We start from the raw sequence: 12377 nt of genomic DNA on the forward strand, positions 1-12377 counted from the left end.
GGTCGCGCCGTTCGACGTCATATCGTCCTGGCAGGTCAGACCCGCTCGTCTCCGCCTTCGGCGGCGGTCTCGGGGTCGACCTGCTCGACCTCCGGTTCCGCCGCGGACTCGGCGTTGGTGGCCGTCTCGGCCTCCTCGGCGTCGGCCATGGTCTCGGGGGCCTCGGCCGCCGGCTCCGGCTCGGGCTCCTCCTTCGCGGGCATCGGCAGCGCCTGCGCGATCCGCAGGCTCTGCTGGATCAGGTCCCAGCCGATCGGGAGCGCGGCGGCGTCCGGCAGGTCGAACTCGAGGCCGAGGTCGTCCGCCAGCCCGCCCTGCTTCGCGAGCTTGACCACGACCGGGTGCGCCGATCGGTTCGGCGCGTAGCACCACTTCGGCGCGGCCAGCCCGAAGTCCCGGGCGATCATCATGGCGGCCACGGCGGCCGGGCCGTCGATGAGCATCGCGGTGGAGCGCACCGCGGCGGTGAAGATCGCGGCGGCCATGGCGCCGATCGCGGCCCCGCCGAGGCGCCCGATCAGCGCCTCGGGGCTGCGCTTGAAGCCCCGGTTGAACGCGACGTGGTCGCGCAGGGCCGCGACGCGGCCCATCCACGCGGAGTCGAAGACCGAGCCGCCGGGCGCGTGCAGCTGCGGCTGGAACGAGGTGATGTCGTCCTTGGCGATGAACGAGCAGACCGCCACCGAAGCGGTCGCCGCGCCCGCGCCGAGCCCGGAGATCAGGAGCAGGTCCGCGCCCTCGTCGATCGCGCGGTCGGCGGTCTCGCGGCCCAGCCGCAGCGCCGCCTCCACCTCGGTCTCGTCCAGGAGCGGGCCGTCCACGCCCCCGCTCGCGCCCGTGCGCACCACCGTCAGCGGCAATCCCGAGCGCGTCGCCTGCTCGGCGAGGCGCCCGCGGCCCTCCTCCAACTCGGTGGCCTGCTCCTCGACGGGCGCGTAGTCGCCGGCGTCCCAGCCCTGCGGGTACGCCCCGGCGAACAGCAGCATCCGCGGCGAGGCGAACGGCTCGGGCGCCTCGGTCGCCTGCATCCGGGCGGCCCAGCCGACCGCCGTCTGGAGGCGGCCCAGACCGGCGCCCTCGATGAGCGCGTCCTGGAGCCGCGCGTTCGCCCTCGTGGTCCACACCCCGTTGGGGAACTTCGCTTTCAGCTCGGCGAGGGGCCCGGCGTCGGTCGTCTGTGTCACGGCACAAGGCTAGCGCGGAGGCCGTGGGGCACAATTGCCACGTGACCACCATCGACTTCGCCAAGGGGCACGGCACCGGCAACGACTTCGTGATCGTGCCCGACCTCAAGGACGCCCACCCGCTCAAGGACGCGCAGGTCGCCGCCATGTGCGACCGCCGGTTCGGGATCGGCGGCGACGGCCTGCTGCGCGTGGCCCCCTCCGAGGACCCGGCGGCCGAGTGGTTCATGGACTACCGCAACGCCGACGGCTCGATCGCCGAGATGTGCGGCAACGGCGTGCGGGTCTTCGTCCGCTACCTGCTCGAGCAGGGCCTGGCCGAGGGCCCCGAGGTCCCGGTGGCCACGAGGGCGGGGATCAAGACCGTGCACGTGGACGGCGACGAGCTGCGCGTGGACATGGGCCCGGCCGCGTTCGGCCCCGCCTCGCAGGCCTCCGTGGAGGGCTTCACCCGCCCGTCACCCGCCACCACCCGAACCGGAGCGAACACTCTGCTCAGCGTGCAGGGCCAGGCCGTCTCGATGGGGAACCCGCACCTGGTCTGCCAGCTCGGTGACGAGGCCGAGCTGGAGGCCCTCGAGCTGTTCCACCAGCCCCGGTACGACGCGGCGGTCTTCCCCGACGGGGTGAACGTGGAGTTCGTGACGGGCGCCGCGCCGCACGTGCGGATGCGCGTCCACGAGCGCGGCGTCGGCGAGACGGCCTCGTGCGGCACCGGCGCGTGCGCGGTCGCGGCGGTCGCCCTGCGGCACGCCGGGCAGGACACGGGCGTGTGCAAGGTGGACGTCCCGGGAGGGACGCTCACGATCACCGTCACCGACGAGACGCTCTTCCTCGCGGGCCCGGCCGTGATCGTCGCGGAGGGCACCGCCCGCGTCTAGGACGGGCGGTGGACGCCGTCTGCGAGACTGGCCCCATGCCCCCGATCGACAGCCCCGAGGAAGACCACCCTGCCGAGCGCGAGGCCCGCGACGACGTGCGCGCGGCGGTCGAGGCGGTCCTCGAGGCCGCCGCCGACGACGGCGAGGCGCTCCAGGAGCTCACCACCGGTGCGCTCGCCCGCCTCCGCGGCGACTTCACCGACCCCGCCGAACTGCTCCTCCAGGTCCACCGCGCCCTCGACGCCCTCCAGGACGGCCTCTACCGGCAGGAGACCCGCCGCCGCATCGAGACCGACGGCGGCCGCCGCCGCGCCGTCCGGCTGCGCCTCATCCGCGAGCAGCTCGTCGGCCTCGCCGCCGCCGAGCCCGCCGACCCCGCCGAGGGCCCCGACCCGCGCTGGCGGCGGGAGTCGCCCTACCGGGGCCTGTGGCCGTTCTCCGAGGACCAGTCCGCGGTCTTCTACGGCCGCTCCCGCCTCACCGCCGAGCTCACCGGCCACCTCGAGGCGTGCCTGAACGACACCGGCATGGCCGTCGTCACCGGGGCCTCCGGCGCCGGGAAGTCCTCCCTCGTCCGCGCTGGCCTCCTCCCCGCCGTCGCCAAGGGCCAGCTCCCCGTCGCCGGCTCCGAGGACTGGCCGGTCCTGACCACCACGCCCGGCTCGAACCCGCTCGAAGGCCTGGCCCGCCGCCTCGCCGACCTGACCGGCACCGACGCCGGGTCGATCCGGAACACCCTCGCCTCCCGCCCCGGCGAGGCCTACCTCTACGCCCGCCAGGCCGTCTTCGCCCACACCGACGGCATGGAACCCGACCGCCGCGACCGCGTCCGCGCCTCCGGCCGCCTCATCGTCGTCGTCGACCAGTTCGAAGAGCTCTTCACGCTCACCCGCGACGAGGCCGCCCGCGCCGCCTTCCTGGCCGCCCTCTTCGCGATCGCCTCCGGCGGCGACCGCCCGTCCGGCGTCGTCGTCATCGGCGTGCGCGGCGACTTCATCGACCGCTGCGCCGCCGTCCCCGCCCTGGTCCCGGTCCTGCGCCGCCACTCCTTCGTCGTCGGCCCGCCCGAACCCGAGGAGCTGCGCCAGGTCGTCACCGGCCCCGCCGCCGCCGCGGGGCTGCGCCTCGACGACGGCCTCGCCGACGACCTCCTCGCCGACCTCCGCAGCGCCTCCGGCGGCGGCGCCTACACCGCCGGGGCCCTCCCGCTGCTCTCGCAGACGATGCTGTCGCTGTGGCAGCGCCGCGACGGCGACCGGCTGCTCCGGTCCGCCTACAACGAGCTCGGCGGCGTCGGCCGCGCCATCGAGGCCGGAGCCGAACGGGTCTACCAGGGCCTGGACCCGAACCGGCGGGCGCTGGCCGCCGAGGTGTTCCGCCGGCTCACCGTCGTCGACCGCCACGGCGACGTCTCCCGCCGCCGCGCGAGCCGCTCCGCGCTCCTCGCCGCCCTGCCCGGCGCGGCCCCGGTCCTGGAGGCCTTCACCGCCGCGCGCCTGGTCGTCATGGTCGGCGACTCGGTCGAGATCGCCCACGACGTGCTGCTGCGCTCCTGGAAGCGCCTGGACGCCTGGCTCCAGGAGGACCGCGCGCACCGGGCCCTGCTCACCGAGGTCGCCGACGACGCCGCCCAATGGCTCGACCACGGCAAGGAGCCCTCCTTCCTCTACCAGGGGGCCAAACTCGAGGCCGCCGCCGCCACCCGCGCCTCCTGGCAGGCGAACCCGGACGCCTACCGGGAGTGGAACACCGGCGTCCAGGCGTTCCTCGACGCCGCCGAGCGGGCGGCGGCCCGCCGCGCCGCCGTCCGCCGCACGGCCGTCGCCGCCCTCGTCGCGCTGCTCGCGGTCGCCCTGACCGCCGCGGGCGTCGCGTTCGACCGGAACCGCGCCGCCGAGTCGGCCAACGCCGAGCTCACCGCCGAGCGCGACCGCCTCCTCGCCGAGGACCTCGCCCAGGCCAGCGCCGACAGCGCCGGACTCGACGGCGAACTCTCCCGGCTGCTCGCCGCGGCCGCCTGGCAGATCGACCCGAGCGGCGCCAACGCGACCGCGATGGTCCGCGCCCTCGACGACCCGGTCGCCTACACCGCCGAGCCGCACGTCGACGGCGCCGACCAGATCGCCTTCGACCCCGGCGGCGACCTGCTCGCCAGCACCGACGCCGCGGGCGAACTCGTCGTCTGGGACGTCGCCGGCCGCACCGAGGCGGCCCGCACCGACCAGTACCTGGTCGAGTCGCTCGCCTTCAGCCCCGACGGCGGCCGCCTCGCCGTCGACGTCGGCGACGACGTCCGGCTGCTCGACCCGGTCGACCTGACCGAGCGCGCGGCCCTCCCGGACCCCTCCACCGAGGCGACCGGCCTCGGCTACGGCCCCGAGGGCATCCTGGTCGCCGCCGGCGCCTCCCTCGTCGCCATCGACCCCGACACCGGGGACCAGGCCGAGGCCCCGGCCTGGGACCTCGGCGACGTCGACTCGGTCGCCTACAGCACCGAACTCGGCGCCTACCTCGTCCGCGACACGGAGGGCATCTGGGCCGGCGCCGGACTCGACGCGGCACCCGAGCTCATCTGGGCCGGTTCCGGGGACGGCCGGTTCAGCGCCGACGGCCGCTACCTCGTCGAATGGGAGGACGCCTCGGTCACGCTCGTCGACCTCGAGCTGGGGCTCCCGGTCCGCACCATGCAGGTGGGCGAGGCGATCGCCGACGCCGCCGTCGACACCGACGGCGGGACGATCGCGCTCGCGGCCGAGAGCGGCGTCCACTACGTCGACACCGCCGACATGGCCGAGGTCGCCGCCGTCGACACCGGCTACAGCGGCGCGCTCGACTTCGACTTCAGCGCCGACGGCACCCGGATCGCCCTCACCGGCCCCAGCGGCACCCAGGTGTGGAAGATCGACGGGAGCGGCCTCACCGAGCAGGTCTTCGACGCCCCCGACCGGCCCGGGCGCCTCGTGCGCCTCCACCCGGGCGGCGAGTCGGTCATGATCGTCGACGCGGGCGGCCACCGCCTGTTCGACCTCGCCACCGGCGAGGAGCTCCCCGTCCCGTGGGACCCCGAGGACTGGATCGCCCACGTCTCGTACAGCCCCGACGGCCGCTGGATCACCGTCATCGACGGCGAGAACCACTCCGACGAGGAGACCGCCGCCTTCGACCTCGACCCGCACGCCACCGTCTACGACGCCGAGACCGGCGAGGCGCACCTCGTGATCGAGCCCGTCAACGGCGAGACGGCCATGTTCGGCGAGGCCACCGTCGCCTACGCGCCCGACGGGTCGGCCGTCGCCGCCGTCGACGACCAGACCGTCCGCGTCTGGAGCCTCGCCGACGGCGCACTGGTCGACGAGGTCACCGGCGACTTCTCCCCGACCTCGACGCTCGCCTACAGCTTCGACGGCGAGCGCCTGGCCGTCCTCGGCGAGGCGGCGCCGATGGTGTGGGAGCCGGCCTCCGGCGAACTGCGCGCCATGGACGAGCCCGAGACCGAGGGCTTCGCGGACTTCGACTTCGCCAGCCCCGTCGCCTTCAGCTACAACGGCCGCTACGTGGTCGAGACCTCCCAGTCCGGCGGCTCGATCGACATCTGGGACGCGGGCACCGGTGCGCACCTGGTGTCCCACGACATGACCGCCGAAGACCTCGAGCAGCGCTACGTGGACGTGCGGGAGGCCGTGTACGGCCTCGACGCCGAGGGCACCCTCTACCGCCGGGACGTCGGGTACCTCGGCACCCCCTACGAGACCCTCTGCGCCCGCACCGACCGCGCCCTCACCGAGGAGGAGTGGGCCGCGTACCTGCCCGAGCTCGAGTACGGCTCGATCGAGGTGTGCCCCGAGGACTGAGTCCGGGGCGGGCCCCGCGGGGCCCGCCCCGGCCCTTCAGCGCATGACCTCCTTGACCGCCGCGGCCACCGCGGGGGCCACGTTCGGGTCGAAGACGCTTGGCACGATGTAGGTCGCGTTCACCTTCTCGGCGCCGACGCAGTCGGCGATGGCCGTCGCGGCCGCCACCGCGGCGTCGTCGTTCCAGTCCCGCGCCTGCGCGTCGAGCAGCCCCCGGAACACGCCCGGGAAGGCCAGCACGTTGTTGATCTGGTTCGGCTGGTCCGACCGGCCGGTCGCCACGATCGCCGCGTACCTGGCCGCCTCGGTCGGGCTGATCTCCGGGTCCGGGTTCGCCAGCGCGAACACGATCGGGTCCTTGGCCATCTTCGCCACGTCCGAGCCCTTGAGGATGTTCGGCGCGCTCACGCCGATGAACACGTCCGAGCCCTCGACCGCGCCCGACAGGTCGCCCGAGTAGTCCCGCTTGTTGAAGTGGCGCCCCAGCCACCGCCAGGTCTCGTTCTCGCACTCCATGGTCGAGTGCAGCGCCCCGTCCCGGTCCACCGGGATGATGTCGCCGATCCCGGCCTTCTCCAGCAGCCGCATGATCGCGGTCCCGGCCGCGCCGCAGCCGACCACCGTGGCCCGCACGTCCTGGAACTCCTTGCCCACCACGCGCAGCGCGTTCGTCAGCGCCGCGAGCACCACGATCGCGGTGCCGTGCTGGTCGTCGTGGAAGACCGGGATGTCGAGCCGCTCGCGCAGCCGCGCCTCGATCTCGAAGCACCGGGGCGCGGCGATGTCCTCGAGGTTGATGCCGCCGTAGGTCGGCGCGAGCGCCGCCACGATGTTCACGATCTCGTCGGTGTCCTGCGTGTCCAGGCACACCGGCCAGGCGTCGACGTCGGCGAACTTCTTGAACAGCGCCGCCTTGCCCTCCATGACCGGCATCGCGGCCGCGGGCCCGATGTTGCCCAGGCCGAGCACGGCCGAGCCGTCGGTGACCACGGCCACCGTGTTGCGCTTGATGGTCAGGCGCCGGGCGTCGTCGGGGTTCTCGGCGATCGCCATGCACACGCGGGCGACGCCGGGGGTGTAGGCCATCGAGAGGTCGTCGCGGTTGCGCAGCGGCACCTTCGGGCTGACCTCGATCTTGCCGCCCAGGTGCATGAGGAAGGTCCGGTCGGAGACCTTCTTCACATCGAAGTCCGGCATGGCGTCGAGGATCTGGGTGACCTGCTCGGCGTGCGAGGCGTCGGCGGTGTCGCAGGTGAGGTCGACGGTCATCCGCTTGCTGTCCGAGGAGACCACGTCGAGGGCGGTGACGATCGCACCGGCCTGCCCGACGACGGTGGCGAGGCGACCCGCCGCGCCCGGGTCGGCCGAGAGGGCCAGCCGGACCGTGATGGAGAACCCGGCGCTGGGAAGACGGGCTGCAGTCATGCCGCTCCTTTATGTGTGCACTTCGTCGTGGACGCGTTGTCGGATGTCTTGAATGATGCCACCGCCTCGCGACCTGCCGTCCCGGCCCTGTCCTGGGGATGTGCCCGCCACTGCCGCCTCCGCCGGGGGCGGCGAGGGCGGCAAGCGCTCGCACCGCGGCGGCCCCGCTTCGCGCAGGGCGAACGGGTCCGCGCGATATTCGTTCGCCGTCGCCTCCGGGGCGTGTCAAGCTTGAGGGGATGCACGAAGAGCACATGAACTTTCACGAGGACTATCCGTCCGACGCCCCTTCGACGGGCGAACTGGACCTGGAGGCGCGCCAGGCGCTGCGCCGCGTCTCCGGTCTGGCCTCCACCGAACTCGAGGACGTCACCGACGCCGAGTACCGGCGCCTGCGCCTGGAGCGCGTCGTCCTGGTCGGCGTCTGGACCGAGGGCTCGATCGAGGACGCCGAGAACTCCCTCGCCGAACTCGCCCAGCTGGCCGAGACGGCCGGCTCCGAGGTCGCCGACGGCCTGATCCAGCGCCGCTCCAAGCCCGACGCAGGGACCTTCATCGGCTCCGGCAAGGTCAAGGAGGTCAAGGAGACCGTCGAGGCCCTCGGGGCCGACACGGTCATCGCCGACGGCGAGCTGTCCCCGGGCCAGCTGATCGCCCTGGAGAAGGCCATCAACGTCAAGGTCATCGACCGCACCGCGCTGATCCTCGACATCTTCGCCCAGCACGCCAAGAGCGCCGAGGGCAAGGCCCAGGTCGAGCTCGCGCAGCTCCAGTACCTCCTGCCGCGCCTGCGCGGCTGGGGCGAGGCCATGAGCCGCCAGGGCGGCTCCAACGGCGGCGTGGGCCTGCGCGGCCCCGGTGAGACCAAGCTCGAGACCGACCGGCGCCGCATCCGCGCGAAGGTCGCCAAGCTCCGCCGCGAGCTCGCCAAGCTCACCGTCACCCGCGAGACCAAGCGCGACTCCCGCACCCGCAACCGGGTCCCCGGCGTGGCCATCGCCGGCTACACCAACGCGGGCAAGTCGAGCCTGCTCAACGCCCTCACCGGCGCGGGCATCCTCGTCCAGGACGCCCTGTTCGCGACCCTCGACACCTCCACGCGGCGCTCGCGCACCGCCGAGGGCCGGGAGTACACGGTCACCGACACGGTCGGGTTCGTGCGGCACCTGCCCCACCAGCTCGTCGAGGCCTTCCGCTCCACGCTCGAGGAGGTCGCCGAGGCCGACCTCATCGTCCACGTCCTCGACGGCTCCCACCCCGACCCGCTCGGCCAGGCCGAGGCGGTCCGCGAGGTGCTCGCCGAGGTCGGCGCCGACGAGGTCCCCGAGCTGATGGTGGTCAACAAGCTCGACGCGATCGAGCCCGACGACCTGCTCCAGCTGCGCTCGGACTGGCCCGACGCCGTGTTCGTCTCCGCCCGTTCGGGAGACGGCGTCGACAAGCTCCGCGCCGCCATCGAGCAGGCCCTCCCGCAGCCGGACACCACCCTCACCGTCTGCATCCCCTACGTGCGCGGCGACCTGGTCTCCCGCATGCGGTCCCGCGGCGAGGTCCTCGCCACCGAGCACCGCGGCGACGGCACCGTCATCACCGCGCGCGTCGACGAATCCCTCGCGGGGGAATTGCGAGCATTCGTCCTGGAAACTGATTGAATCGCCGTGGTCCTGAACATGTCTCACGGGGGTCCCTTCGCTGACCCGGCGTGTTCTGCGACACTGACGTGATGCGAGAGCGCCGTGTGGGTCGAGTGGCCCTGCCTGCGCGGCTCGTCGCCGGAGCGGCTGGTGCGGCCGTCCTGGTCACGGCCGCTCCCCCCGCCTACGCCCAGGACGAGGAGTCCGGCGGTGGGGAGGTGCTGTGCGAACTGCACGATCCTCGCCTCGCCGACCCCTCGGGCATCACGGCGGCCGACGGCGGCAATGGCTGGTGGATCGTCCCGAGCGGTGACAACCAGTCCGGGGGCATGGCGATCCTGCGCGTCGGCGAGGACTGCGCCGTCGACGAGGTCGAGTCGATGTTCATCGAGCACCAGCCGCTCGACCCGCAGGCGCTGGCGATCGACACCGACGGCTTCCTGTGGGCCGCAGACACCGGCGGCGCCGCCGAGCGCGACAGCATCTCGGTCACCCAGGCCACGGCCGGCGTCTCCACCGGCACCGCCATGTACCGCTTCGTCTTCCCCGACGGCCCCGAGGACGTCAACGCGTTCGTGATCGAACCGGACGTCGACGACCCGATCTTCTTCTCCGCCGCCGAAGGCGAGTCCACGGTCTACGTCCCGGCCGCCGAGAAGGCCGAGTACGACACCCCGATGGAGGCCGCCGGCACGGTCGCGCTCGCCGAGGGCGGCTCGGTCACCGGTGCCGCCGTCAACGCCGACTCCTCGAAGATCGTGCTGCGCACCGAGAACGCCGCCTACGAGTACACCGTGGAGGGCGGCGACGTCGTCGCGGCCGTCACCGGCACCGAACCGGTGGTCACGCCGCTCGCCGACGAGGGCACCGCGCAGGACATCGCCTACGACGCCGACGGGAACTTCAACACCCTCGCCTCGACCGACGGCGGCGACGGCACCGAGGGCGTCGTCACCGCCTACACCCCGGGCGCCCCCGCCGCCGAGGAGGAGGAGCCCGCGGCGGAGGGCGACGACGCCGCCCCCGCCGAAGAGGAGGGCCCGAGCCTCGTCGACCGCGTCCTCGACCTCGGCATCGGGACCATCGTCAACATCCTGGCCGTCATCGCGATCCTGGGCCTGCTGACGATGGTCGGCGGCATCATGGTCATCCGCAAGCACAAGAAGCGCGACCCCGACGACGAGGACGACGACGAAGTGGGCTTCGCCCGCGAGGAGTCCGGCTTCGGCGACGACGAGGGCTTCCCCGCCGAGGACCCCGTCGACCTCGGCCTCGACTCCGGACAGCCCGACCCCGACCTCGGCCAGGTGGCCCGCGGCGGCGTCTACGGCGGCGCCCGCCAGGAGCCCGCCGGGAACGTCTACGGCGCCAAGCAGGCCGAGCCCTCGGGCAACGTCTACGGCGGTGCCGCGCGGTCCGAGCCCTCAGGCAACGTCTACGGCGGCGCGGCCCGCTCCGATTCCCCGCCCCGCCCCACCCCGCCGGCTCCGCCCCGCCAGCAGCAGCCCGGCGGCTCGGTCTACGGCGGCGGCGCCCGCGAGGAACCCCAGTACGGGGCCTTCGAGAGCGGCGGCAACGGCAGCGTCTACGACGACGCCGGCCCCGGCCGGTCCTTCAGCGCCCGGTCCGAGCCCTCGGGCAACGTCTACGGCGCCGCGGCCCGCCCCGAACCGCCCGCCCAGCCGGGCGGGAACGTCTACGGCGCCAGGGGGTCGGCCCAGGGCTCGGTCTACGGCGCCGGAGCCGGCGAGCGGACCCCCGACGCCGACGAAGGCTACTGGGGCCCGTCCGACAGCGGCGGCTCCACCTACGGCCGAGGCCGCTGACGGATCCGCGCCGCCCCCCCGGGACGGCGCGGTGCCGATTCAGATCTTCCGGAGGACGGCCACGACGCGGCCGAGGATCTCGGCCTCCGAGGCGTCGATCGGGTCGTACAGCGCGTTGGCCGGGAGGAGCCACGGCTTGCCGTTCTTGCGCTTCCAGGTCTTCACCGTCGCCTCGCCGTCGATCATGGCGGCCACGATCTCGCCGTTGAGCGCGTCGGGCTGCTGGCGCACGACGACCCAGTCGCCGTCGGTGATGGCCGCCTCGACCATCGAGTCGCCCTTGACGCGCAGGAGGAAGTGCACGCCCTCGCCCACGAACTCGGCCGGCAGGGGCATGACGTCGTAGTCGCGCTCCTCGGCCAGGATCGGCTGCCCCGCGGCGATCTCGCCGACCATCGGGACGTAGCGGGGGCGCGGGTGCTGGGAGCAGGTCTGGACGCCGCCGGGGGTGGACTGCCGGACCCCGACCGCGCGCGGCCGGCCGGCCAGGCGGTTGAGGTAGCCCTTCCGCTCCAGCTGCTTCATCTGGTAGGCGACGGAGGAGGCCGAGGCGAGGCCGACTTCGGCGCCGATCTCTCGGACGCTGGGGGGGTACCCCTTGTTGTTGATGAACTCCTCGATGTACTCGAGGACTTGCTGCTGCCGACGCGTCAGCTTGCGCGTTTTCGGTCGGGCTGTGGTGGTCTCGCTGGCCACAGGAGGCTCCTGTAAGACAAATGGGACGGTATGTCTGATTCCGACAATGTAACTCAGCTGCGGTGTCAAGTCAAACATTCGTGCGATGTCGGCGTGTCGGCGCGCTGGTCGGAATGTGTTTTGCCCCAGGTTCACCCGCACGGGTGAACGAGAGGGCGGCGCCAGGTGGTTGACTGGAGCCCGTCCCCGAACTCCGACATGATCTTGGCACATCGTTCCGCGCTATCCTTGACACAAGATCTTGTGGTTTGTTGTATCGTCTTTCACTAGGTGTTGGGGTTGCTGCCGCGACCGGTGCCGCGGAGGGCAGACTGTCCCCCGACCGGAGGGGGCGCCGCTCCCCGGGAACGCCATTCCTCCAGGGACGACGGCCGAGAAGGAGACTCTAGCGATGCGATGCCCTTACTGTCGCCATCCCGACAGCCGCGTCGTCGACTCGCGCGAGGCCGAGGACGGCAAGATCATCCGCCGCCGCCGCGTCTGCCAGCAGTGCGAGAAGCGCTTCACCACCGTCGAGGAGTCCGTCCTCGCCGTCGTGAAACGAAGCGGCGCAACGGAACCCTTCAATCGCGGCAAGGTCGCCTCGGGCGTCCTCAAGGCCTGCCAGGGCCGCCCGGTCGACGCCGACGACGTCGCCAAGCTGGCCCAGGCCGTCGAGGACGAGATCCGGTCCAAAGGCGTGGCCGAGGTCCCCAGCAACGAGGTCGGCCTGGCCATCCTGGGGCCCTTGCGCGAACTCGACGAGGTCGCCTACCTGCGCTTCGCCAGCGTCTACCGCGGCTTCGAGTCCCTCGAGGACTTCGAGGCCGCCATCGCGCAGCTCCGCGAGGAGCACGCCGCCCGGGGCACCGGCTGACACCACCAGAACATCTGTACGATT

At 73.1% G+C, this 12377-nt stretch carries 8 protein-coding genes; 5 read left to right on the plus strand and 3 right to left on the minus strand.

What is annotated here, in order from left to right; genetic code table 11:
* Positions 1-35: 35 nt before the first annotated feature.
* A complete protein-coding gene (locus tag LO763_RS03720; protein ID WP_230600605.1) occupies positions 36-1184 on the minus strand; it encodes a nicotinate-nucleotide--dimethylbenzimidazole phosphoribosyltransferase in 1149 nt (382 codons plus the stop codon).
* Positions 1185-1234: 50 nt separating this feature from the next.
* Between LO763_RS03720 and dapF the strand changes: the two genes are divergently transcribed.
* Positions 1235-2065, plus strand: coding sequence for a diaminopimelate epimerase (gene dapF, locus LO763_RS03725; RefSeq protein WP_369431915.1), 831 nt, complete (start codon positions 1235-1237; stop codon positions 2063-2065).
* Between the two features lie 35 nt (positions 2066-2100).
* Positions 2101-5916 carry an nSTAND1 domain-containing NTPase gene (locus LO763_RS29345; RefSeq protein ID WP_304608772.1) on the plus strand — a complete coding sequence of 1272 codons (3816 nt, stop codon included), beginning with the start codon at positions 2101-2103 and terminating at the stop codon, positions 5914-5916.
* A gap of 36 nt (positions 5917-5952) precedes the next feature.
* On the opposite strand, the gene LO763_RS03735 is transcribed toward LO763_RS29345, so the two are convergent.
* Positions 5953-7341, minus strand: coding sequence for an NAD-dependent malic enzyme (locus LO763_RS03735; protein ID WP_230600607.1), 1389 nt, complete (start codon positions 7339-7341; stop codon positions 5953-5955).
* A gap of 254 nt (positions 7342-7595) precedes the next feature.
* On the opposite strand from LO763_RS03735, the gene hflX reads away from it, so the two are divergent.
* Positions 7596-8993: a GTPase HflX gene (hflX, locus tag LO763_RS03740; RefSeq protein WP_230600608.1), complete on the plus strand. Its 1398-nt coding sequence runs from the start codon at positions 7596-7598 to the stop codon at positions 8991-8993.
* A 71-nt stretch (positions 8994-9064) separates the two neighbouring features.
* A complete protein-coding gene (locus LO763_RS03745) occupies positions 9065-10801 on the plus strand; it encodes a hypothetical protein (protein WP_230600609.1) in 1737 nt (578 codons plus the stop codon).
* A 39-nt stretch (positions 10802-10840) separates the two neighbouring features.
* Here LO763_RS03745 and lexA read toward each other — a convergent pair whose 3' ends face one another.
* A complete protein-coding gene (gene lexA / locus LO763_RS03750) occupies positions 10841-11497 on the minus strand; it encodes a transcriptional repressor LexA (protein ID WP_230600610.1) in 657 nt (218 codons plus the stop codon).
* Between the two features lie 391 nt (positions 11498-11888).
* Here lexA and nrdR point away from each other — a divergent pair, with 391 nt between their 5' ends.
* Positions 11889-12353, plus strand: a complete 465-nt coding sequence (gene nrdR, locus LO763_RS03755) for a transcriptional regulator NrdR (RefSeq protein ID WP_230600611.1) — start codon at positions 11889-11891, stop codon at positions 12351-12353.
* The last annotated feature ends 24 nt before the right edge of the window (positions 12354-12377 follow it).

It is taken from the genome of Glycomyces amatae (assembly GCF_020991375.1).
GTDB lineage: Bacteria > Actinomycetota > Actinomycetes > Mycobacteriales > Micromonosporaceae > Glycomyces > Glycomyces amatae.

Bases quoted from the DNA above. Each gene is read 5' to 3' on its own strand.
- LO763_RS03735 (WP_230600607.1), bottom strand. From the start codon at position 7,341: ATGACTGCAGCCCGTCTTCCCAGCGCCGGGTTCTCCATCACGGTCCGG.
- hflX (WP_230600608.1), top strand. From the start codon at position 7,596: ATGAACTTTCACGAGGACTATCCGTCCGACGCCCCTTCGACGGGCGAA.
- nrdR (WP_230600611.1), top strand. From the start codon at position 11,889: ATGCGATGCCCTTACTGTCGCCATCCCGACAGCCGCGTCGTCGACTCG.
- LO763_RS03745 (WP_230600609.1), top strand. From the start codon at position 9,065: ATGCGAGAGCGCCGTGTGGGTCGAGTGGCCCTGCCTGCGCGGCTCGTC.
- LO763_RS29345 (WP_304608772.1), top strand. From the start codon at position 2,101: ATGCCCCCGATCGACAGCCCCGAGGAAGACCACCCTGCCGAGCGCGAG.